21 protein-coding genes are annotated in these 20,929 nt (G+C 73.1%); 10 read left to right on the top strand and 11 right to left on the bottom strand.

Annotation, left to right across the window (positions count from 1 at the left end; translation table 11 throughout):
* Positions 1-66 precede the first annotated feature (66 nt).
* Positions 67-2,091 carry a YhgE/Pip family protein gene (locus BLQ67_RS09820; protein ID WP_092504649.1) on the bottom strand — a complete coding sequence of 675 codons (2,025 nt, stop codon included), beginning with the start codon at positions 2,089-2,091 and terminating at the stop codon, positions 67-69.
* Entirely contained in the window at positions 2,088-2,786 is a 699-nt protein-coding gene (locus BLQ67_RS09825) for a hypothetical protein (protein ID WP_172802292.1), read from the bottom strand. The genes BLQ67_RS09820 and BLQ67_RS09825 overlap by 4 nt, the downstream gene beginning before the upstream one ends.
* Before the next feature lie 75 nt (positions 2,787-2,861).
* Here BLQ67_RS09825 and BLQ67_RS09830 point away from each other — a divergent pair, with 75 nt between their 5' ends.
* The gene (locus tag BLQ67_RS09830; RefSeq protein WP_092504651.1) at positions 2,862-3,404 is read left to right on the top strand and encodes a TetR/AcrR family transcriptional regulator; all 543 of its coding nucleotides are present in this window, start codon (positions 2,862-2,864) and stop codon (positions 3,402-3,404) included.
* A gap of 164 nt (positions 3,405-3,568) precedes the next feature.
* Positions 3,569-4,858 (top strand): adenylosuccinate synthase, encoded by a 1,290-nt coding sequence (locus BLQ67_RS09835; RefSeq protein ID WP_092504653.1) that lies wholly within the window; start codon positions 3,569-3,571, stop codon positions 4,856-4,858.
* An 11-nt stretch (positions 4,859-4,869) separates the two neighbouring features.
* Here BLQ67_RS09835 and BLQ67_RS09840 read toward each other — a convergent pair whose 3' ends face one another.
* Positions 4,870-5,913, bottom strand: a complete 1,044-nt coding sequence (locus BLQ67_RS09840) for a hypothetical protein (protein WP_157674787.1) — start codon at positions 5,911-5,913, stop codon at positions 4,870-4,872.
* Between the two features lie 145 nt (positions 5,914-6,058).
* On the opposite strand from BLQ67_RS09840, the gene BLQ67_RS09845 reads away from it, so the two are divergent.
* Positions 6,059-7,288, top strand: coding sequence for an MFS transporter (locus BLQ67_RS09845; protein ID WP_092504657.1), 1,230 nt, complete (start codon positions 6,059-6,061; stop codon positions 7,286-7,288).
* Positions 7,289-7,403: 115 nt separating this feature from the next.
* Here BLQ67_RS09845 and BLQ67_RS09850 read toward each other — a convergent pair whose 3' ends face one another.
* Entirely contained in the window at positions 7,404-9,419 is a 2,016-nt protein-coding gene (locus tag BLQ67_RS09850) for a S9 family peptidase (RefSeq protein WP_092504658.1), read from the bottom strand.
* An 80-nt stretch (positions 9,420-9,499) separates the two neighbouring features.
* Positions 9,500-10,024: an adenine phosphoribosyltransferase gene (locus BLQ67_RS09855; protein ID WP_092504660.1), complete on the bottom strand. Its 525-nt coding sequence runs from the start codon at positions 10,022-10,024 to the stop codon at positions 9,500-9,502.
* 287 nt (positions 10,025-10,311) lie between these two features.
* Between BLQ67_RS09855 and BLQ67_RS09860 the strand changes: the two genes are divergently transcribed.
* From BLQ67_RS09860 to BLQ67_RS09880, 5 genes are all read left to right on the top strand, one after another.
* On the top strand, positions 10,312-10,662 hold the full coding sequence (locus BLQ67_RS09860) for a PadR family transcriptional regulator (RefSeq protein WP_092504662.1): 351 nt from the start codon (positions 10,312-10,314) through the stop codon (positions 10,660-10,662).
* Between the two features lie 2 nt (positions 10,663-10,664).
* Positions 10,665-11,036 carry a DUF1048 domain-containing protein gene (locus tag BLQ67_RS09865; protein WP_092504664.1) on the top strand — a complete coding sequence of 124 codons (372 nt, stop codon included), beginning with the start codon at positions 10,665-10,667 and terminating at the stop codon, positions 11,034-11,036.
* Positions 11,033-11,833, top strand: coding sequence for an ABC transporter ATP-binding protein (locus BLQ67_RS09870; protein ID WP_092504666.1), 801 nt, complete (start codon positions 11,033-11,035; stop codon positions 11,831-11,833). Before BLQ67_RS09865 ends, BLQ67_RS09870 begins: the two co-directional genes overlap by 4 nt.
* Positions 11,830-12,591 carry an ABC transporter permease gene (locus BLQ67_RS09875; protein WP_092504668.1) on the top strand — a complete coding sequence of 254 codons (762 nt, stop codon included), beginning with the start codon at positions 11,830-11,832 and terminating at the stop codon, positions 12,589-12,591. The genes BLQ67_RS09870 and BLQ67_RS09875 overlap by 4 nt, the downstream gene beginning before the upstream one ends.
* Positions 12,592-12,653: 62 nt before the next feature.
* Positions 12,654-13,259, top strand: coding sequence for a GNAT family N-acetyltransferase (locus tag BLQ67_RS09880; protein WP_092504670.1), 606 nt, complete (start codon positions 12,654-12,656; stop codon positions 13,257-13,259).
* A gap of 192 nt (positions 13,260-13,451) precedes the next feature.
* Here BLQ67_RS09880 and BLQ67_RS09885 read toward each other — a convergent pair whose 3' ends face one another.
* Entirely contained in the window at positions 13,452-14,801 is a 1,350-nt protein-coding gene (locus tag BLQ67_RS09885; RefSeq protein ID WP_092504672.1) for a hypothetical protein, read from the bottom strand.
* Positions 14,802-14,952: 151 nt separating this feature from the next.
* Here BLQ67_RS09885 and BLQ67_RS09890 point away from each other — a divergent pair, with 151 nt between their 5' ends.
* Together BLQ67_RS09890 and BLQ67_RS09895 are read left to right on the top strand one after the other, a co-directional pair.
* On the top strand, positions 14,953-15,243 hold the full coding sequence (locus BLQ67_RS09890) for a chorismate mutase (protein ID WP_092504673.1): 291 nt from the start codon (positions 14,953-14,955) through the stop codon (positions 15,241-15,243).
* A gap of 194 nt (positions 15,244-15,437) precedes the next feature.
* Positions 15,438-16,241, top strand: a complete 804-nt coding sequence (locus BLQ67_RS09895) for a carbon-nitrogen hydrolase family protein (RefSeq protein WP_092504675.1) — start codon at positions 15,438-15,440, stop codon at positions 16,239-16,241.
* A gap of 192 nt (positions 16,242-16,433) precedes the next feature.
* On the opposite strand, the gene BLQ67_RS09900 is transcribed toward BLQ67_RS09895, so the two are convergent.
* Genes BLQ67_RS09900 through BLQ67_RS09920 form a run of 5 tightly spaced genes read right to left on the bottom strand, consistent with a single transcriptional unit; the run spans position 16,434 to position 20,914 of the window.
* Positions 16,434-17,750, bottom strand: a complete 1,317-nt coding sequence (locus BLQ67_RS09900) for a M20/M25/M40 family metallo-hydrolase (protein WP_092504677.1) — start codon at positions 17,748-17,750, stop codon at positions 16,434-16,436.
* Entirely contained in the window at positions 17,747-18,481 is a 735-nt protein-coding gene (locus BLQ67_RS09905) for an HpcH/HpaI aldolase family protein (RefSeq protein ID WP_092504678.1), read from the bottom strand. Before BLQ67_RS09905 ends, BLQ67_RS09900 begins: the two co-directional genes overlap by 4 nt.
* The gene (locus BLQ67_RS09910) at positions 18,478-19,191 is read right to left on the bottom strand and encodes an RraA family protein (RefSeq protein WP_092504680.1); all 714 of its coding nucleotides are present in this window, start codon (positions 19,189-19,191) and stop codon (positions 18,478-18,480) included. The genes BLQ67_RS09905 and BLQ67_RS09910 overlap by 4 nt, the downstream gene beginning before the upstream one ends.
* Positions 19,188-19,967: an amino acid ABC transporter ATP-binding protein gene (locus BLQ67_RS09915; RefSeq protein ID WP_092504682.1), complete on the bottom strand. Its 780-nt coding sequence runs from the start codon at positions 19,965-19,967 to the stop codon at positions 19,188-19,190. Before BLQ67_RS09915 ends, BLQ67_RS09910 begins: the two co-directional genes overlap by 4 nt.
* The gene (locus BLQ67_RS09920) at positions 19,964-20,914 is read right to left on the bottom strand and encodes an amino acid ABC transporter permease (protein ID WP_092504683.1); all 951 of its coding nucleotides are present in this window, start codon (positions 20,912-20,914) and stop codon (positions 19,964-19,966) included. The genes BLQ67_RS09915 and BLQ67_RS09920 overlap by 4 nt, the downstream gene beginning before the upstream one ends.
* Between the last annotated feature and the right edge of the window lie 15 nt (positions 20,915-20,929).

The raw sequence follows: 20,929 nt of genomic DNA on the forward strand, positions 1-20,929 counted from the left end.
TCGAGGACCGCTCCTCGAGGTGCGAGCGAAGCGAGCCTCGAGAGGTGCCCCGGAGGGGACGCTCGCCTACCCGATCAGGCTCGGCTGCAGGTCGCGCAGCGTGCGGTGATCCATCATCCGCGCGACGCCGAGGATCACGAGCACGAGTGCCCCGGCGCCGAACAGCGCGAGCACGAGCGCGTCGTGCCACGCGATCCCCGCGGATCCTCCGTACATCACCTGGCGCAGCGCCTCCACGGCGTACGTCATGGGCATGGCGTGGTGCAGCGCGGCGAGCGGCCCGGGCAGCGTCTGCCACGGGAACGTGCCGCCGGCGGTCACGAGCTGCACGACCATGAGCACGAGGCCGAGGAACTGGCCGACGGAGCCGAGCCACACGTTGAGCGCGACGACGATCGCCGCGAAGACGGCGGAGGCGAGCAGCATGACGCCGAGCACGCCGAGCGGCACGGCGAGGGTGAAGCCGAGCGCGAGCGTGACGATGCCGAACAGCGCGACCATCTGCAGCGCGCCGAGCGCCGCGGGCGCGAGCCACGAGGCGAGGCCGACGCGGATGGGGGAGCGCAGCGCCGTGACCGCACGCCGTGAGACGGGGTGCACGATGAGCAGCAGCGCGTAGATGCCGATCCAGGCGGCGAGCGACAGGAAGAACGGTGCGAGGCCCTCGCCGTACGAGCCTGCCGACGTCACGGCGTCGGCGTCGAGGGCGACGGGGTCGGCGATCGTCGCCGCCTGGTCGTCGCGCTCGGCGGCGGTGGATGCAGGGATCTCGTCGACCGCATCCGAGAGCCCGCCGGCGAGCTCGGTGGCGCCGTCGTCGAGCTGCGCGAGACCGTCGTCGAGGCTCGTCGCACCCGACGCGGCGTCGTGCGCGCCGGAGGCGAGCGTCGATGCGCCCGAGGCCGCGGAGGCGGCGCCGGTCGCGAGCTGCGACGCGCCGGTCGACAGCTGCGACGCCCCCGAGGATGCCTGCGCGATGCCGTCGGCGAGCTGCGGCGCGGCGGCCGAGAGGCGCGCGGCGCCGTCCGCGACCTGCTGCGCGCCCGCGGACGGCTGCTGCAGCTGCCCCGACGCCTGCTGCACCTGCCCGTCGCCATCGACGACGGCCGAGCCGAGCGCGTCGAGCGGCACGAGCGCATCCGCGATCTGCGTCTCGGTGAGGCCGGCGGCCTGCAGCGCGGCGACGATGTCGGCGCGCGTCTGCGGCACGTCGGCCGCGAGGCCGCTCGTCACCGACGCGACCTGCGCGCCCACGGCGGCGACCTGCGCGTTGCCGTCGGCCACCTGCTGCGCGCCCGAGGCGAGCGCGGCGGCGTCTGCGGGCAACGTGGCGGTCGACGACTGCAGCGTCGAGAGCCCGGAGGCGAGCGGCGCGGCGCCGTCGGCGAGCGCCTGCGCGCCTGACGCGACCTGTCCGGTGCCGTCGGCGAGCGCATCCGCCCCCGTGGCGAGCTGTGCCGTGCCGCCGGCGAGCGCGGTCGAGCCGTCGTGCGCCTCGGTCGCGCCCGCGGCGAGGTCGCCAGCGCCCGTCGACGCGTCGACGAGCCCGTCGCGGATGTCGCTGATCGCGAGCAGCAGCCGCCCGGCGGCCTCCTCGCCGACCGACTCGCGCACGGAGGTGAGGATGGCGTCGGTCGCGCGCTCGCCGAGCGTGCCCGCGAGGTAGCCGTTCGCGTCGTTCGTCTCGAGCACGACCTGCGCCTGATGCGGGTCGTCGCCCGAGGCGCTCAGCAAGTCGGCCGAGAACGTCGCAGGCAGCGTCACCGAGAAGTCGTACGTGCCGTCCTCGACGCCGGCCTGCGCGCTCGCGGCGGTCACGCGGTGCCACTGGAACGAGTCGGAGTCGAGCAGCTCGTCGGCGACCTCGTCGCCCACGACACGCGTCGTGCCGTCGTCGTCGGCCGCGCCGGCATCCGACACGACGAGCGCGACGGGCACGTCGTCGAGGTTGCCCTGCGGGTCCTGGTTCGCCCAGAGGTAGAGGCCGCCGTAGAGCAGCGGCACGGTGCAGAGGGCGAGCAGCGCGAGGCGCGCCATGGGCGTCGCGACGAGCCTGCGCAGCTCGGCGAGCACGATCTGCGGCACGGTCATGCGGCCACCTCCTGGGATGCGGATGCCGATCGGTCACGATCGGCGGCCGAGTGGTCGCGAGTGGTTGCCGACACGCCGCTGGGCGAACCACTGCTGCCCAATCGATCCAGCTCGCCCGCCGCGCGCAGCACGCGCTCGGATGCGGGGCTCGCGAGCACGAGCACCGCGAACCCGCGGTCGGCGAGCGCGCGGGCGAGCGCCCACCAGTCGTGCGGGTCGCCGCCGTGGCGGTCGGGGCTCGCGAGCACGACGGCCTCGACGCCGTCGCGCAGGATGGCGAGCTCGGCGAGCACGCGCGTGCGCGTCGCGGGGGCGAGGTCGGCGACGGCGGTGGCGAGGGCGTCGAGCACGCCGAGCTGCGCCGCCCAGCCGCGCACGCTGCGCGGGTCGCCGGGCAGGCCGGCGAAGAGCAGCTCCTCGGCGATGGCGCCGGCGAGCGAGACGGCGGGGTCGGGGTCGGATGCGCGGGGCGCGTCGACGAGCGCGACGCGCGTGTGCAGGTCGCGGCGGTCGTCGAGACCGTCGAGCAGCACGCGTCCGGTCGAGGGCTTCATGCGGCCGGCGGCGATGAGCCCGAGCACCGTCGGGCGCTGCTCGGTCTCGACGACGACGAGCGTCGCCTCGCCCGACGCGAACGCCGCATCCGTCGCGGGCAGGGCGTCGCCCATCCCGACCTGCTCGAGCACCACGTCCATCGCGCTTCCTCCTTCGACCGACCTACGGTAATATAAACTGACCAGTCAGTACAAGTATTCCGATGGGAGTCGACGATGGCCCGCCCCAACCGCAGCCGCGAGAAGGTGCTCGACGCGGCCGCCGCCCTCGCCGCCGAGCACGGCGTCACCGCCACGACGGTCGACGACATCGCCGAGCGCGCGGGCGTCGCGAAGGGCAGCGTCTACTACTCGTTCCCATCGAAGGATGCGGTCTTCGAGGCCGTGCTCGCCGACGCCGTCGAGCGCACCGGCACGCGGCTGGGGGAGGCGCTCGAGGCGGCCCCCGCGGGCGGCGCGCTGCGGGCGATCGTCACGGCGTTCCTGCAGGGCGTCGAGGACCGGCCCACCGCCGCGAAGGTCGTCGCCGGCGAGCTCTTCCGCACCGACCGGCCGTGGCAGCAGTCGCTCGCCGCCTACCGATCCGCGCTCTTCGCCCTCGTCGCCGACGCGATGGAGGCCGACGGCGCACCGCGCCCGTCGACGCTGCGCGCATCCGCCGTCGTCGGCGCCATGGTCATGGTCGCGTTCGAGCGCACGGTCTTCGAGCCCGACGCGTCGATCGCCGACGCCGTCGAGGCGGTGCTCGCCGGCGCCTGACGCCCGCCGAGCGATCGGCGACGTCGGCACGGATGAAGGCGCCGATCGGTGGCCGAAGTCGCCGATCACCGAGGAGCCGGCACCCCACGAAGCCGCGCAGGCACCCCGCGATAGGGTGGAGTGCAAGCGGGCTCCCGCTTGCCGACCAAGCAGAAGGGGACCCCATGCCGGGCATCGTGATCCTCGGGGCGCAGTGGGGCGACGAGGGCAAGGGCAAGGCCACCGACCTCCTCGCGAGCCGCACCGACTACGTCGTGAAGTTCAACGGCGGCAACAACGCGGGCCACACCGTCGTCGTCGGCGACGAGAAGTACGCGCTGCACCTGCTGCCCTCCGGCATCCTCACCCCCGGCGTCGTGCCGGTGATCGGCAACGGCGTCGTCATCGACCTCGAGGTGCTCTTCGACGAGCTGCAGGCGCTGTCGGCGCGCGGCGTCGACGTGTCGAAGCTGCGCATCTCGGCGAACGCGCACATCATCGCCGACTACCACCGCACGCTCGACAAGGTGTCGGAGCGGTTCCTCGGCAAGCGCTCGATCGGCACGACCGGTCGCGGCATCGGCCCCGCCTACGCGGACAAGATCAACCGCGTCGGCGTGCGCGTGCAGGACCTCTTCGACCCGTCGATCCTGCGCCAGAAGGTCGAGGGCTCCCTCGACGTCAAGAACCACCTGCTCACGAAGGTCTACAACCGTCGCGCGATCACGGTCGACGAGATCGTCGCCGACCTCACGCAGTACGTCGAGCGCCTGCGCCCGATGGTGGCCGACACGGCGCTCGAGCTCGACCGGGCGCTCGACCGCGGCGACATCGTCGTGTTCGAGGCCGGCCAGGCGACGATGCTCGACATCGACCACGGCACGTATCCGTTCGTGACGTCGTCGTCGGCGACCGCCGGCGGCGCCGCGACCGGCTCGGGCGTCGCGCCCGCGCGCCTCGACCGCATCATCGGCATCGTCAAGGCGTACACGACCCGCGTCGGCTCCGGCCCGTTCCCGACCGAGCTGTTCGACGAGTGGGGCGAGCGCCTGCGCGCGACCGGCTTCGAGTTCGGCACGACCACGGGTCGCCCGCGCCGCACCGGCTGGTACGACTCCGTCATCACCCGCTACGCCGCGCGCGTCAACGGCGTCACCGACTTCGTGCTCACGAAGCTCGACGTGCTCACGGGCATCGAGCGCATCCCCGTCTGCGTCGCGTACGACGTGGATGGCGTGCGCCACGACGAGATGCCGGTGTCGCAGTCCGACGTGCACCACGCGACGCCCATCTACGAGGAGTTCCCCGGCTGGACCGAGGACATCTCGGGCTGCCGCACGTTCGACGAGCTGCCGAAGAACGCGCAGGACTACGTGCTCGCGCTCGAGGCCATGTCGGGCTCGCGCATCTCGGCGATCGGCGTCGGCCCCGACCGCGAGGCCATCGTCGTGCGGCACGACCTCATCGAGGGCTGACGCCCCGGGGGTCAGCCCCGCTCCCACCATCCGATGCTGGCCTGCGCCCCGTCGGGCGTGACGTCGAACACGAACACGGCCGCCTCGATCGGGAACCGCTGCTCGACGGTCGCGCCGGCGTCGTCGACGTAGGTCGCGACGAGGGTCGTCGCCACGTCGAACATCCACGTGTCCGCGCCCGCGGTCGCCGTCGGCTCGCCGACGAGGGCCCAGGCGACGTCGGCCTCGTACGGGGCGTCGCTGAACGCCGTGAGCCCGTCGCAGGACAGGTAGTCGTCGTCGGCCACCTCGACGCACGGGGCGATGCCGTCGATCGCCGTGGACTCGGCGAACGCGGATGCCTGCTCGCCGGGCGCGGCCTCCAGCGTGATCCACGTGGCCTCGCCCACGACGACCTCGGGCATCGCGGTCGCCTCCAGCATGGGGGTCGAGACCGGCTCGAGCGCGTAGACGCCGGGATACACCACCGCCGTGGCAGGCGCGGGGGTCACGACCGACGGCGTCGTCACCGTCGTCGTGGCGCCGGCGAATCGTGCCTCGATCGACAGCACCGACGGCGGCGTCGTCACCCGCACCTCCATCGCGAGCCCCTCGCGGATCGACCAGCGCTCCGTCGCCCACCAGCCGCCCTGGGACTCCGTCATCACGCTGCCCTCGAACGTCTGCCCGTCGACGACGAACGTCAGGTCGAACCACATGCCGTCGATGACCTCGTCGGCGAGGTTCCGCAGCGACGCAGGGTAGCCCTCGGCGACCTCGAACGACGTCAGCGGCGTCGCGTCGTCCATCGACTCGGGCGCCGGGATCGCGCTCGCCGGCTCGGCGAACGCGAGCGCGTTGGCCGCCTCGACGTCGCCGGCCTGCAGCGCCTCCATGTAGGCGACCACCACCTCGCGCGGGTCCTGTCGCACGGCCTCGCCGATCGCGTAGGCGCCGCCGCCCGCAGCGAGCACGGCGACGATCGCGGCGATCGTCACGATCGCGGTGCGCCGCTGTCGTCGACCGCTCCTGTCGTACGGGTCGTGCGACTCGGGCGGGAGGTGCGGCGGCGGCACGGGCGTGCGATCACCGGACGGCGGCTGGTGCATCGGGCCAGCGTGCCACCGACCGCGTCGTCGAGCCTGCGCGAACGATCCGAGCCGCGTGACGGCGAGCCGGGAGCGCCGGGGCGTCCGGCGGAGCGTGCGATTGGATGGGCGCATGGCGGCGAGCGACGGGGATGCGCGGGTGCCCCGCTCGTTCCGCTGGCTGCTCGCGGCCGAGTCGGCGTCGAGCGTCGGCACGTACGTCACCCTGCTCGCGCTGCAGACGATCGTCGTCGTCACGCTCGGCGGCGACTCCGCCGACACCGGCTTGCTGAGCGCCGCGCGCTGGCTGCCGTACCTCGTCGTCGGCCTGCTCGTGGGCGCGCTCGTCGACCGCATGCGGCGGAAGCCCGTGATGGTGTGGAGCGACGCCGTGCGCGCCGTGCTGCTCGCGGCCATCCCGGCGCTGTGGGTGCTCGACGCCCTCACGCTGCCGACCCTGCTCGTCGTCGTCGTCGCGTACGGCGTCGCGACGGTCGTGAACGACGCCGCGTCGATGGCGTTCCTGCCGCGCCTCGTGTCGGGGGCCTCCTTGCAGGCGGCCCATGCGCGCATCGACACGGCCGATGCCGTCGCCCAGTCGGGCGGGCCCGCGCTCGGCGGCCTCGTCGTGCGACTCGTCGGCGCCCCGTTCGCGGTGCTCGTGGATGCGGTCGCGTCGGCGTTCGCGGCGCTCGCGGTCGCGCGCATCCGCGTCGACGAGCCCGAGCCCGCCGGGCGGCGCTCGGTGCGCGGCATCCTCGCCGACGTGGGCGAGGGCATCCGCCTCGTCTACCGCGGCACCGCGCTGACGCGGCTCGCGGTCGCGACGCACGTGTGGTTCGCGGCGAACGCCACGTTGGGCGTGCTCGTGGCGCCGTTCGCGCTCACGACGCTCGGGCTCGACGCGGGCGCGTTCGGCATCGTGCTCGCCGCGGCGGGCGTCGGCGCCGTCGTGGGGGCGTCGGTCACGGGATGGGTCGGGCGGCGCCTGGGCGCGCTGCCGACCGTCGCCGCGTGCCATGGGCTGTCGACGGTCGCGGTGCTCGTGATGGCGGCGGCGGTGCTCGTCGCCTCCTCACCCTCGCTCGCGACCGTGCTGCTCGGCGCGGGGCAGCTGCTGCATGGCATCGCGATGGGCGCGTCGAACTCGCACGAGATGGCGTACCGGCAGACGCGCACGCCCGACGAGGCGCAGGCGCGCGTCAACATGACGATGCGCGCCGCGAACCGCGCCGTCATCGTGGTCGTCGCGCCGATCGCGGGATTCGTGGCGGTGCTCACGGGCCTGCTGCCGATGCTCGCGGTCTCGGCGGCGCTGTTCGCGACCGCATCCCTCGCGATCGCCCTCCGCCCGCGGAGTTGAGGACTTCGGCCCGAATCGAGGTCGCATCGGGCCGAAACCCTCGACTCTCCGAACGATCTGAGGTTCTCGGCCCTTTCTGACATCAGAAAGGGCCGAGAACCTCAGAACGTTCGCGTCACCAGGGGAGCGCGTCGGGGATGGGCTGGGTGCCCAGCACGTGCTGGCCGCAGAACGCGAGCACCGTCTCGTTCCACGTGACGGCGTTCGACGGACGCAGCACCCAGTGGTTCTCATCCGTCAGCTGCAGGAACCGGTGCGGCATCGACGCCGGCGTGCCCCGCCAGCCCGACACGAGATCCCACCACAGCCGCAGCGCCTCGCTCACGGGCACGCGGTAGTCGCGGTTGCCGTGCGTCACGAGCATCGGCGTCGTGATGGATGCCGCCGAGTGGTGCGGCGAGTACGCGCGGTACCACTCGGGCAGGTCGTCGGGGTGGCCGTGCACGCGCACCTTGTGCGACGCGGCATCGGTCGTCGTGTGCTGCTGGTCGAGCGCCCACAGGCCCGCGTGGGTCACGATCGCGCCGAAGCGGTCGGAGTGGCCGGCGATCCAGTTCGTCATGAACCCGCCGAAGGATGCGCCGAGCAGCGCCGTGCGCGACGCGTCGAGCGTGCGGCGGGTGAGCACGCGGTCGAGCAGCGTCTCGCACTCGTGCCACACGACGTCGGGGCGGCGCGGCCAGCCGCGGTTGAGGCCCTCGTGGCCGTAGCCGGTCGACATCGCGGGGTCGGGCAGCAGCACGGCCCAGCCGCGGGCGACGGCGAGCCACGGGTTCCAGCGCCAGCTCCACGCGTTGTACGAGCCGTGCGGGCCGCCGTGGATCCACAGCATCACCGGCGCGGGCGCCTTCGTGCTCGCCGCGGCCGGCGTGCAGAGCCAGCCGCCCACCGTCACGCCGTCGACGTCGGTCTCGACCCACTCGACGCGGCCGGGCAGGGCGCCGACGCCGCCGGGTGCGGGGATCGGCGTCGCCGTCACCGCGCCGCGACCGGCGAGCGGGATGCGCACGGGTGCGGGCGGCGAGGCCATGTCGGTGCGCAGGGCGAAGACGGCGCGACCGTCGACGGCGGGCGCGAGCGCCGAGTGCGGCGCGTCGTCGACGAGCGTGCGCACCGCGCCCGTCGCCGCATCCACCAGCAGCACGGCGCCGCGCGAGTGCAGGTCGCCCGCGACGACGAGGCGCGCGTCGTCGACCCACGCGTACGAGCCGATCGTGAGGTCGCCGACGTCGACCGTCACGGGGTCGCCGCTGCCGAGCGGGTGCAGCTCGAGGAAGTCGTACGAGGTGTCGGTGGGCGTCGAGGTCGTGACGCGCGTCACGGCGACGCGCGTGCCGTCGGGCGACAGGCGCGGACCCGACCAGCCGTGCCCGGCGGTCGGCTTCAGCAGCATCCGCCTCCGCCGCGTGCGCACGTCGATCGCGGCGATGCCCGTGCGCGTCTCGCCGCCGGTCGTGCGCGTCGTCCAGGTCGTGACGGCGGTCGCGCCGTCGCGGGCGAGGTCGGCGGAGGCGTTCGTGAGCGCCACCGTGTCGGCGCCCGGCGTGAGCTCGCGCAGCTCGCCGTCGTACGACACGTGCACGAGGCGCGTCGACTGGTCGCCGAGCTCGTGGTCCCAGTAGCGGATGGGCATGCCCGTGTGCCAGATCGTGGTGCGCTTCGCGGCGGCGCGGGCGTCGCGGCGGGCGGCGTCGTCGGCGAGCGAGCCGCCGGCGAGCACCTGCGTCGTCGCGAGCATCGAGCCGTCGTCGGCGACGGCGACGAGGCCGAGGCCGCCGGGCGCGGCGGCGACGACGCGCGCCTCGCCGTGCTCGGGCAGGCGCCAGATCGCGGGGCCGTCGTCGTCGTGCTCGCCCGTGGGGTCGGGGCGGGCGGATGCGAACAGCAGCGAGCCGTCGGGCGCGAACCGGGGCGCGGACTCGCCCTTCGCCGACCACGTCAGTCGGCGCGCTGCGGCGCCGCCGGCGGGGTCGAGCTCCCACAGCGCCGAGGGCGTGCGGGACAGGTCGTCGGTGGCCTGCGAGATCTGCGCCACGAGCCTGCCGTCTGGCCCGGCTGCGAGCCCCGCGATGCGCGGGATGCGCAGCAGCCCCTCGATGTCGGTCCAGTCCTCGAAGCGCGTCTCACCCATCCTTCGACGCTATCGGGCTCAGAGAATTGAGGTTTTCGGCCGCTTGTGATGTCAAAAGCGGCCGAAAACCTCAATTCCGTTCAGGCGGTGAAGACGGCGTGCGTGGCGGGGACTCGGGCTCGGCCGCCGAGGTCGGCGAGCTCGAGGATCACCGCGACGCCCGCGACGGTGCCGCCGAGGCGCTCGACGAGCGACAGCGCCGCCGCGAGCGTGCCGCCCGTCGCGAGCACGTCGTCCACGAGCAGCACGCGGCGGCCCGTGAGGTCGCCGGAGGCCTCGATCGTCGCGACGTCGTACTCGAGCGCGTAGTCGACCGACGCCGTGGGATGCGGCGTCTTGCCCGCCTTGCGGATGGGCAGCAGCCCCGTGCGCGCCGTCGCCGCGACGGTGCCCGCGAGCAGGAAGCCGCGCGCCTCGACGCCGGCGACGATGTCGAACTCGCCGTCGAACGGTGCCGCGAGCGCCGCGGTCACGTCGGCGAGCGCATCGGCGTCGGCGAGCATCGGCGCGATGTCACGGAAGAGGATGCCGGGCTTCGGGAAGTCCGGCGTGAGGGCGATGAGCGACTCGGCGCGAGCGAGGGCGTCGGCGGAGGGATGCGGCACGGGTCCCAGAGTAGGGGTGCGGTTCCTCAACAGCTGGTCGAGGAGCGCGCGAGCCCCTGGGCGAGCCCGCGTCACGAGACCACGCGACTCGCTGCTCCTGCCCAGCCATGTGTGTGGTCGCGTCGAGCGCGCACCTCACGTGGTCTCGTGACGGCTCCTCGCCTGCGGCTCGGGGCCTCCTCGACCAGCGGGTGGGGTGGCGACCGCCTCCCAGGGCTTGCCACATCCACTATTCAGTGTCACTATCTACTGGTAGTCAACGTCACTGAGTACCGAAGGAGGGGCCGATGCCCAAGCAGGTGACCGAGATGCTCAAGGGCATCCTCGAGGGCATCGTGCTCGCGACCCTCGGCCGGCGATCCGCCTACGGGTACGAGATCACCGCCGAGCTGCGCGAGCGCGGCTTCGCCGACATCGCCGAGGGCACGATCTACGCCCTGCTGACCCGCATCGAGCAGCGCGGCCTCGTCGACGTCGCCAAGGTGCCCAGCGAGAAGGGCCCGCCCCGCAAGGTCTACGCGCTCAACGCGGCAGGCCGCACCGCCCTCGAGGAGTTCTGGGCCACCTACGACCTCCTCGCCACCCGCCTCGCCGGCCTCCGCGACGACGCCGCCGGCACCACGACCACCCAGGAGTGACCATGCGAAACCCCATCGAGCTCATCGTCGGCGACCTCGCCCAGAAGCGGCAGTACCGCGAGTACCGTGCCCGCGTGAAGGGCCTCGCCGAGCCGTACCGCACCACGGGCCTCGCCCTCGAGCGCTACCTGCTGAACCTCGGCGCCGGCAGCGACAGCGAGCAGATGCTGCGCATGCTCGACGACCTCGCGACCCTGCTCGAGCAGGGCCTCGCCGACGGCACGCCCGTGCGCGACGTCGTCGGCGACGACCCCGTCGAGTTCGCCGAGGCGCACCTCGCCAACTACCCGCAGGGCTCGTGGATCCAGAAGGAGCGCACCCGCCTCGCCACCTCGATCGCCGACGCGATCGACGACGCAGGAGGCGACGCGTGACCGCCGCCGCGATCTCCGTCCGAGGCATCGAGAAGTCGTTCCGCGACCTCCCCGTGCTGCGCGGCGTCGACCTCGACGTCGCACCCGGCACGATCGTGGCGCTGCTCGGCTCGAACGGCGCGGGCAAGACGACGCTCGTGCGCATCCTCGCCACGCTGCTGCGAGCGGATGCCGGCACCGCATCCGTCGCCGGCCACGACGTGCGCGGCGCGGCCCAGCGCGTGCGCGAGGCGCTGAGCCTCACGGGCCAGTTCGCCGCCGTCGACGAGGTGCTGACCGGCCGTGAGAACCTCGCGCTCGTCGCCCGCCTGCGGCACCTGCCCGATCCGCACGGCATCGCCGACCGGCTGCTCGCGCGCTTCTCGCTCACCGACGCCGGCGGCCGCCGCGCCGCCACCTACTCCGGCGGCATGCGTCGCCGGCTCGACATCGCGATGAGCCTCGTCGGCGACCCGCGCGTCGTCGTGCTCGACGAGCCGACGACGGGCCTCGACCCGCAGGCGCGCATCGAGGTGTGGGATGCCGTGCGAGAGCTCGCGCGCGCCGGCACGACCGTGCTGCTCACGACCCAGCACCTGGAGGAGGCGGAGCAGCTCGCCGACCGCATCGCGATCCTGCACCGCGGCGTCATCGTGCACCACGGCACGCTCGACGAGCTGCGCGCCCTGCTGCCGCAGGCGACGGTCGAGATGGTCGAGCGGCAGCCGTCGCTCGAGGAGGTCTTCCTCGCGATCGTCGGGGCCGACGAGACCGCACTTGACGCGTCCGAACTCGCACCGAAGGAGGAGCCCCGATGACCACGCACGCCGTCGCCGACACCGCGACCCTCACCGGCCGGTCGCTGCGCCACATCCTGCGCAGCCCCGACACCATCGTCACGACCGCCGTCATGCCGATCGCGTTCCTGCTGCTCTTCACGTTCGTGCTCGGCGGCGCGATCGACGTCGGCGACGCGGCGTACGTCGACTACCTGCTGCCGGGCATCCTGCTCATCACGGTCGCGTCGGGCATCGCGTACACGTCGTACCGGCTGTTCCTCGACCTGCAGGGCGGCATCGTCGAGCGCTTCCAGACGATGCCGATCGCCCGGTCGTCGGTGCTGTGGGCGCACGTGCTCACGTCGATCGTCGCGAACCTCGTGTCGCTCGCGGTCGTCGTGGGCGCGGCGCTGCTCATGGGATTCCGGTCGTCGGCGAGCGTGCTCGAGTGGCTCGCCGTCGTGGGCATCCTCGTGCTCTTCACGCTCGCGCTCACGTGGGTCGCGGTCATCGCCGGGCTGTCGGCGAGGAGCGTGGATGGGGCGAGCGCGTTCTCGTACCCGCTCATCCTCCTGCCGTTCGTGTCCTCGGCGTTCGTGCCGACCGAGTCGATGCCCGGTCCCGTGCGCTGGTTCGCCGAGCACCAGCCGGTCACGTCGATCGTCGACTCCATCCGCGCGCTGCTCGCCGGGGATGCGGTGGGCAGCGAGCTGTGGATCGCGCTCGCGTGGATGGTGGGCATCCTCGCGGTGGCCGCCGTCGTCGCGACGGTGCTGTACCGGCGGCGGGTGCGCTGAGCGGGCCGACGCCGGGCCGCGCGTGGGCGCGTGGCCCGACGTCCGCATGCTGGGATGGACCCATGACCGCACGCATCCCCGACCCCGCGACCCTCGAGGGCGACGTCATCCGCCTCGAGCCCCTCACGCACGAGGTGCTGCTCGAGCTGCGCGACGCGATCGGCGTGCCCGAGGTGTTCGCGGGCGGCTACTGCGGCGGCCCGGCGGCGCTCGACGCGTCGGATGCGGGATGGATCGCGTGGGCCGAGCGCACGTACCCGTGGCACGCGCGGCCGTTCGCGATCCGCCTCCGCAGCGAGGGTCGCCTCGTGGGCACGACGTCGCTCGCCGACCTCGACGAGGCCACCGAGCAGGCGCACGTCGGCTGGACCGCCTACGCCCCCGACGTCTGGGGCACGGCCGTGAACCCCGAGGCGAAGCTGCTCGTGCTCGGCCACGCGTTCGCGCACGGCTTCGGTCGCGTGCGCATCCAGGCGGATGCAGCCAACCACCGCTCGCGCGCAGCGATCGCTCGGCTCGGCGCCACGTACGAAGGCGTGCTGCGGCGCATGCGACAGGATGCGGCGGGCACGTGGCGCGACGTCGCGGTGCACTCGATCCTCGTCGACGAGTGGCCCGCGGTGCGCGACGCCCTCACGCAGCGGGTGCGCACGGCGCGGAGGCCGTAGGACCCACCAACGATCGGGCTCCCACCAGCTGGTCGAGGAGGCCCCGAGCCGGAGGCGAGGAGCCGTCACGAGACCTCGCGACGTGCCCGCTGCACGCGACCACGCGCGTGACTGGGCGGGAGCGGCGGTCGCGTGGTCTCGTGACGCGTGCTCGCTGCGCTCGCGCGCTCCTCGACCGGCTGCTGACGGGCGTCAGCCCGGCAGCCCACCCGCCCGCGACGCGCGCACCGCATCCAGCGTCGACCGGCCGATCGCGAGCACGACCATGCGGCGCGCGGCCGCGGCGAGCACGACGAACAGCAGCACGTTGCGGATCGTGAGCAGCACCACGGCCCACGCCTGCAGGTCGACGAGCGCCATGTAGGCGATGGGGAAGATGATCGTCGTCAGCAGCCCCGTCGACAGCAGCACCGCCGTCATGCGGCGCCACCAGCGCTGCGCGACGCCGTCGACGGTCGCGAGGGCGGCGACGGCGACGGGCAGGATCCACAGCATGTACTGCGGCGAGCCGACGCGATTGCACGCGAACATCGCCACCGTGATCACGAGCGCCGCCGTCAGCAGCGTCTCGTGCCGGTCGGCGCCGCGGCGCACGGCGACCTGCGCGAGCACGAGCGCCGCGATCGTCGCGAGCAGCATGAGGGGCGTCGACGCCTCCTGCGCGAGCCCGTCGAGCGGGCCGACGACCTCGCGCGTCGCGAGCGCCACGTTCTGGAACACCGCGGCGTCGCGCACGTCGAGCATCGCCATCCACACCCACGGCGTCGCGAGCGGCGCCTCGAGCTGCAGGTTGCGGTCGTCCTGCATCATCGCGAACGAGCCGAGCAGTCCGGCGTTGCCGAGCGCGATCGCCATGACGACGACGCCCGCCGTCACGACGAGTCCCGCTTGCAGGATGCGCATGCGCTCGTGCATGACGACGAGCGCGCCGCCGATGAGCGCGGCGGGCCACACCTTGATCCACGTCGCGACGGCGAGCAGCGCGCCGGCGACCCACGGCCGCCGCGCGAGCAGCGAGATCGCGATGATCACGAGCGGCGCCGTGACGCCCTCGAGCCGCAGCAGCGCCACGGGTGCGAGGGCCAGCAGCATGCCGAGCCACGCCCATCCGGCGATGATGGCGCGCGTCGATCCTGAGGCGAGCAGCGAGCGCAGCGCGAGCGCGTCGAGCACGCCGATCATGCCGATCCACATCGCCAGGTAGGCGGGCGCGGTCGCGATGTTCGCGAACCCGATCGGCAGCCACGCGAGCAGCGGGTACACCCACTCCTCGTCGACGCCCACGATGCCGCGGCCCTCGAACGCATCCATCGCCCACTCGCGGTACAGCGGCAGGTCGCCGAGCGTGTCGCCGGCGAGCATGTGGCCGGCGAGCACCGCGATGGTCGCGGCCTGCAGCACGCCGAACGCGATCCACACCGTGCGGGCCTCGCGCCACCGCGGCGCGAGCGTCGCGATCTGCCTCGTGTGCCGCAGCGCGCGCGCCTGCGCCCGCTCGGCCAGGGTCGTGCCACGCGTGGTCGTTCGCTCGATCGTCGCCATCGCTGGCCACGGTAGGTGCGCGACCTGCGGATCGAGGCCCGCAGCGGCGACTCGACCGCGGCCCGTCACCGAACGTTCATCCGGCGCCGGGGCGCGCGTCGCCGACGCCGCGGAGCCCGGATGCGCAGACGGGCGGCCGTAGGCTGGGGCCGTGTCCGCACTCGACGAGCTCGACCGTTACCGCAGCAGCATCGACAACCTCGACGCCATCCTGATCCACACCCTCGCGGAGCGCTTCAAGCTCACGCAGGCCGTGGGTGCGCTGAAGGCGGCCGAGGAGATGCCGGCGTCCGATCCCGCGCGCGAGCAGCGGCAGATCGACCGGCTGCGTCGCCTCGCCGAGGAGTCGGGCCTCGACCCGGCGTTCGCGGAGAAGTTCCTGAACTTCGTCATCGCCGAGGTCATCCACCACCACGAGCAGCACGCCGCCGGCCAGATCTGAGCGGCGGCTCGCTGCCCACGATCGAGCTGCGCGGCCACGTGGCCGAGGCGCTGCTGCCGGAATGGGCGAAGCGCGAGGCGTGACCTGCGATCGCAAGGCAGTTGGCGACGTCGAGCGACGCTTTCGAAGGACTCGACGCGCAGTAGACTGCGAATCGCAGGCTGGAATGGTCCAGCATCTGCTGAGGAGCACGCATGAGCACCCTTCGCGTCGGCATCGTCCAATTCGCGCCCACCGCCGATCCCGCCGAGAACGTCGCGACGCTCGAGCCGCTCGTGCGCCGCGCCGCCGAGCAGGGGGCGACGCTCGTCGTCTGCCCAGAGTCGTCGATCGCGTTCGACGCCGACGACCTCGACCTCGCCGAGCGCGTGGCGCAGCCGCTCGACGGCCCCTTCGTCGCACCGCTGCTCGCGCTCGCGACCGACCTCGGCATCGACCTCGTCGTCGGCACCTACGAGCTGCGCGCCGACGGCCTGCCGTACAACTCCTCCGCCTTGCTGCGGCGCGACGGCACCGTCGCCGCCTACCGCAAGGTGCACCTGTACGACGCGTTCGGCTATCGCGAGAGCGACCACATCGAGCCCGGCCCGATCGAGGCGCCGTGGACGCTCGCCGACGGCGACCTGACCGCAGGCACCTTCACCTGCTACGACCTGCGGTTCCCCGAGAGCGCTCGCGCCGCGGTGGATGCGGGCGCCGACGTGCTCGTCGTGCCGGCGTGCTGGGCGCCTGGCGTGCGCAAGCTCGACCACTGGACGACGCTCGTGCGCGCCCGCGCGATCGAGAGCACGAGCTGGGTCGTCGCCGCCGACCAGGCCGTGCCGAACGGCATCGGCCACTCGATGGTCGTCGACCCCGACGGCGTCGTGCGCGGCTCGCTCGGCGAGGGCGTCGGCGTGCTCGTGGTCGACGTCGACAGCGAGGCGATCGCGGCGACGCGCGCCCGCGTGCCGAGCCTCGCGGGCCGCCGCCTGGGCGTGCCGATGCCCACCGCCTGACCGCATCCGCTGGTCTGCGTCTCGCGGGCGATTCCGCCTCTGAAGCGAACATTCCCCTCAAGGCCCGGAATCGCCTGCAATACGCAGAGAGCCACGGATGCGGGTGTTGCGTTTCGCAGGCGATCAGGGTGGGCAGAGGGGTATCTTCCCTCCGCCACCCCGAATCGCCTGCGAAGCGCAGACGGCGCGGGGCTACTGCTGCGTGAGCAGACGGCGCACGACGTCCTCGCCGAAGTCCAGCGCGTCGAGCGGCACGCGCTCGTCGACGCCGTGGAACATGCGCGGGAACGCGAAGTCGGCGGGCAGGCGCAGGGGGATGAAGCCGTAGCCGCGGATGCCGATGCGGCGCAGCGGCTTGGCGTCGGTGCCGCCGGGGATGAGGTGCGGCAGCACGACGGCGCCGGGGTCGACCTCGGCGATGATCGCCTGCACCTGCTCGGCGACGCGACCCTCGAACGGCGTCTCGAAGGCGTCGAGCTCCATGAGCACGCGCACCTCGATCTCGGGCCCGACCACGGAGCGCACGTGCGCGAGCGCCGCATCCTCGCGTCCCGGGATGAACCGCAGGTCGACGACGGCCGTTGCCGTCTCGGGCACGACGTTCTCCTTGTACCCGGCGGCGATCTTCGTGACGTTCGACACGTCGCGCAGGCCGGCGCGGATGCGCGTCGCCGAGGGGCCGGCCACGAGCGCGAGCTCCTCGGGCGTCGCGGATGCGGGCAGCCCCGCGAGCTCGCGCAGGCGCTCGAGCAGCGTCGCCGTCGTGTCGGTCATGACGAGCGGCCACTCGATGGCGCCGACGGCGCGCACGGCCTCGGCGATGCGCAGCGTGGGGTTGTCGATCGCGGGCAGCGAGCCGTGGCCCGACACGCCGCGCGCGACGAGCTCGAGCCAGTACGCGCCCTTCTCGCCCGTGTTCATGAGGTACGCGCGCTGTCCGTCGACCGTGATCGAGTAGCCGCCGCCCTCGCTGATGGCGGTGTCGACGCCCGCGAACGCCTCGGGGTGCTCGGCGGCCATCCACTCGGAGCCGAACTCCGTGCCGCCCTCCTCGTCGGCGAAGAACGTCAGCACGACGTCGCGCTGCGGCTGGAAGCCCTCCGCGACGAGGCGGCGCACGGCGGCGAGCATCATCGCCGCGAAGTCCTTCATGTCGATGGCGCCGCGGCCCCACAGCATGCCGTCGTCGATGACGCCGTCGAACGGCGGATGCGTCCACGTCGTGGGGTCGGCGGGCACGACGTCGAGGTGCGCGTGCAGCATGAGGGCAGGCAGCGTCGAGTCGACGCCCGCCCAGCGCGCGACGAGGTTCGTGCGGCCGGGTGCGCGCTCGTAGCGCGTCGAGGGGATGCCGAGGTCGTCGAGGATGGCCTGCACGTAGTCGGCGGCAGGCTCCTCGGGGCGAGTGAGGTCGCCACCGTGGTTCGACGTGTCGATGCGGATGAGGTCGCGCAGGATGCGCGCGACGTCGGCCAGCTCGGAGTCGGCGGGCTGCGGCGCGAGGCTCACGACGCGAGCGCCTTGGCGGAGGCGAGCGCCCCCGAGAACGCGAGGCGCAGCGCCGTGAACTCCTGCAGCACGCCGATCGTGTGCGCGCCCTCCTCGATCGCGAGGCGCTGCTCGGTCTCGCTCCAGGCGGGCATCATCCACGGCTTGCCCGCCGCGCGGGCGGCGCGGGCGATGGCGCGCAGCGACGCGTCCGAGAAGTCGTCGAAGACGTAGCCGCCACCGCCGCGGCGCGCGAAGAGGTCGCCGGGGCCCACGAAGACGCCGTCGACGGTGTCGAGCGCGAGGATGGCCTCGACGTCGTCGAGCGCTGCGGGGTCCTCGATCATGGGCAGGCACAGCGTCTCGCGGTTGTGCCTCGGCGCCCATTCGGCGTCGAAGCCGATGTAGTCCATCGTGCGGCCGCCGGCGAGCGAGCGGTCGCCGAGCGGCGGCAGCTTCGCGAGCCCGCAGACCTCGGCAGCCTGGGCGACGTCGAGGATGTGGGGGATGATGACGCCGTCGGCGCCGAAGTCGAGCGCCTGCTGGATGGGGGAGCGCTCGGGGGCGCCGACCTTCACGAGCATCGTCATGCCGAGCGCCTTGACGAACGGGATGGTGCGGTTGAGATCGGCGAGGTCGAAGCTCCCGTGCTCGACGTCGAAGATCACGGTGTCGTACCCGGCGCGGGCGACGATCTCGAGTCCGGCGACGTTCGGGGTCGAGAACCAGGCTGCGAACTTCGGGGTGGTCATGGTGCGATCCGTCCTGCGCTCGCGAGCGCGTCGAGTGCGGCGAGGTCCTCGGGCGGGAGGATGAGCTCGGCGAGGGTCGTCTCGCCCGCGCGCACGCGGGCCATGGCGGGCGGCTCCCACGCCATCATGCCGCGCACGCGGTCGACGAGGCCGGCGAGCACGTCGGGCTCGGCGAAGAGCACGCCGTTCTCGTCGGCCATCGCGATCATGCCGGCGCGCACGCTGGCGCCGCCGATCGTGACGGGCACGTTGATGCCGCCCTGCACGGGCCGATCGGGCTGCGTGCGGGTGGTGAAGGGCGCGAGGCCGCGGCCGAGCACGACCATGCCGCTCTCACGCAGCTCGACGACGTCGGTGACGGTGCCCTCGACGGCGACGCCGACGGCTCCCCGTGCTGCGAGGGCGCCGGCGACGCCGCCGCCGACGGAGGCGTGGGTCGTGTTGTGGCCGTTGTCGACGACGACGAAGTCGCCCGGCTGCACGAGGGAGGTCATGTAGTGCACGAGGCGCGAGTCGGTGACGACGAGCTTCACGGTGACGACGCGGCCGACCGTGAGCGTCTCGCCGCCGGCGATCCGCTGGATGCCGCGCGCGAATCCGTCCTCGAGGATGTGCCCGAACGTCGGCAGGTCGAGGCCGCGCAGGGTCTCGAGCAGCGCGTCGTCGACGGCCGGAGCCGGCAGGATGCGCACGTCGGGGGCCACGCTCATGCGCGGGCGCCGACGCTCGAGAGGAAGGCGCGCAGGCGCACGTTCTCGCTGTCGCGGAAGATCTGCTCGGGCGTGCCGACCTCGCGCACGGCGCCCTCGGTCATGAACACGACGCGGTCGGCGACATCGCGGGCGAAGCCCATCTCGTGCGTGACGATGATCATCGTCTGGCCCTGCTCGCTGAGCTCGCGCATGACGTGCAGCACGTCCTCGACGAGCTCGGGGTCGAGTGCCGACGTGGGCTCGTCGAAGAGGAGCACCTCGGGCTGGATGGCGAGGGCGCGCGCGATGGCGACGCGCTGCTGCTGGCCTCCCGACAGCTCGGAGGGGTAGTGGCCCGCGCGGTCGGCGAGGCCGACGCGCTCGAGCAGCGCCGTCGCGGCGGCGCGCGCCGCCTTCGTCTTCATGCCGCGCACGTGCACGGGGGCGTGGGCGACGTTCTCGAGCGCCGTCATGTGCGGGAAGAGGTTGAACTGCTGGAACACCATGCCGAGGCGGGCGCGCTGGCGGGTCACGTCCTTCTTCGAGCGGTGCAGCAGGCGACCGCCGACCTCCTCGAAGCCCATGAGCTCACCGTCGAGGGTGATCGAGCCGGAGTCGATCGTCTCGAGCATGTTGAGCGTGCGCAGCAGCGTCGACTTGCCGGCGCCGGAGGGGCCGATGAGCACGACGGTCTCGCCGCGGGCGACGTCGAGCGAGACGTCGTCGAGCACGAGGTTGTGGCCGAAGTGCTTCGAGACGTGGCTCGCGCTGAGCAGGGGCGTGGTGGCGGTCATCGCGCGGCACCTTCCGTGGTCTCGGTCGTCACGGCGGCGGGCGCGGCGGCGACGGGGATGGCTGCGGTCCTGGGCTTCGAGCCCTTGCCCTTGCCGATCGAGCGGCGCTCGAAGCCTCGGCCGAAGCGGCGCTCGAGCCTGCCCTGGATGAAGTACAGGACGGTCGTGCAGGCGAGGTACCAGATGCTCGCGACGATGAGCAGCGGGATGACCTGGCCGTTGGTCTGGTAGATGCCCTGCGCCGTGTAGAACACGTCGGCGACGGCCATGACGGACACGAGCGATGTGCCCTTGAGCATGATGATGATCTGGTTGCCCGTCGGTGGCACGATCGCGCGCATCGCCTGGGGAAGGATGATCTGCGTGAAGGTCTTGCGGGTCGACAGGCCCACCGACTGCGCCGCCTCCGTCTGCCCGTGCGGCACGGCGAGCAGGCCGCCGCGCACGACCTCGCCCATGTAGGCGGCCTCGTTGAGGCCGAGGCCCAGCAGGGCGGCGATGATCGGGCTGATGAGGTCGTTCGTGTTGGCGCTGAAGAACGGGTCGAGGCCGGGCAGGCCCAGCTCGACGCGCGGCAGGAAGATCGCGATGTTGTACCAGAAGATCAGCTGCACGAGCGTGGGGGTGCCGCGGAAGAACCACACGTAGGCGTTGGAGACGCCGCGGATGAGGGGGTTCGGCGAGAGGCGGCCGGCTGCGAGGAGCACGCCGAGCACGATGCCGATGGCCATGGCACCCACCGTGAGGTAGATGGTGACCCAGAGGCCCTTGAGGATGGCGGGGAAGAAGAGGTACCGACCGATCACGGACCAGTCGACCGTGGGGTTGGTGGCGAAGATCCACAGCACGCCGGCTGCGGCCGCACCCACCACGATCGTGGCGATCCACTGTCCGGGGCGCGCCCTGCGGCGCGCGGTCGAGACGTCGACGGGGGTCGTCGTGGTCATCGTCGGTACCTCCTC

The organism is Agrococcus jejuensis (assembly GCF_900099705.1).
In the GTDB taxonomy this organism is placed as follows: Bacteria; Actinomycetota; Actinomycetes; order Actinomycetales; family Microbacteriaceae; genus Agrococcus; species Agrococcus jejuensis.

What these genes read in the sequence shown, in the direction of transcription:
- BLQ67_RS09820 (WP_092504649.1), bottom strand. Translation starts at nt 2,091, where the DNA reads ATGACCGTGCCGCAGATCGTGCTCGCCGAGCTGCGCAGGCTCGTCGCG.
- BLQ67_RS09825 (WP_172802292.1), bottom strand. Translation starts at nt 2,786, where the DNA reads ATGGACGTGGTGCTCGAGCAGGTCGGGATGGGCGACGCCCTGCCCGCG.
- BLQ67_RS09830 (WP_092504651.1), top strand. Translation starts at nt 2,862, where the DNA reads ATGGCCCGCCCCAACCGCAGCCGCGAGAAGGTGCTCGACGCGGCCGCC.
- BLQ67_RS09835 (WP_092504653.1), top strand. Translation starts at nt 3,569, where the DNA reads ATGCCGGGCATCGTGATCCTCGGGGCGCAGTGGGGCGACGAGGGCAAG.
- BLQ67_RS09845 (WP_092504657.1), top strand. Translation starts at nt 6,059, where the DNA reads ATGGCGGCGAGCGACGGGGATGCGCGGGTGCCCCGCTCGTTCCGCTGG.
- BLQ67_RS09850 (WP_092504658.1), bottom strand. Translation starts at nt 9,419, where the DNA reads ATGGGTGAGACGCGCTTCGAGGACTGGACCGACATCGAGGGGCTGCTG.
- BLQ67_RS09860 (WP_092504662.1), top strand. Translation starts at nt 10,312, where the DNA reads ATGCCCAAGCAGGTGACCGAGATGCTCAAGGGCATCCTCGAGGGCATC.
- BLQ67_RS09865 (WP_092504664.1), top strand. Translation starts at nt 10,665, where the DNA reads ATGCGAAACCCCATCGAGCTCATCGTCGGCGACCTCGCCCAGAAGCGG.
- BLQ67_RS09875 (WP_092504668.1), top strand. Translation starts at nt 11,830, where the DNA reads ATGACCACGCACGCCGTCGCCGACACCGCGACCCTCACCGGCCGGTCG.
- BLQ67_RS09880 (WP_092504670.1), top strand. Translation starts at nt 12,654, where the DNA reads ATGACCGCACGCATCCCCGACCCCGCGACCCTCGAGGGCGACGTCATC.
- BLQ67_RS09885 (WP_092504672.1), bottom strand. Translation starts at nt 14,801, where the DNA reads ATGGCGACGATCGAGCGAACGACCACGCGTGGCACGACCCTGGCCGAG.
- BLQ67_RS09895 (WP_092504675.1), top strand. Translation starts at nt 15,438, where the DNA reads ATGAGCACCCTTCGCGTCGGCATCGTCCAATTCGCGCCCACCGCCGAT.
- BLQ67_RS09905 (WP_092504678.1), bottom strand. Translation starts at nt 18,481, where the DNA reads ATGACCACCCCGAAGTTCGCAGCCTGGTTCTCGACCCCGAACGTCGCC.
- BLQ67_RS09910 (WP_092504680.1), bottom strand. Translation starts at nt 19,191, where the DNA reads ATGAGCGTGGCCCCCGACGTGCGCATCCTGCCGGCTCCGGCCGTCGAC.
- BLQ67_RS09915 (WP_092504682.1), bottom strand. Translation starts at nt 19,967, where the DNA reads ATGACCGCCACCACGCCCCTGCTCAGCGCGAGCCACGTCTCGAAGCAC.
- BLQ67_RS09920 (WP_092504683.1), bottom strand. Translation starts at nt 20,914, where the DNA reads ATGACCACGACGACCCCCGTCGACGTCTCGACCGCGCGCCGCAGGGCG.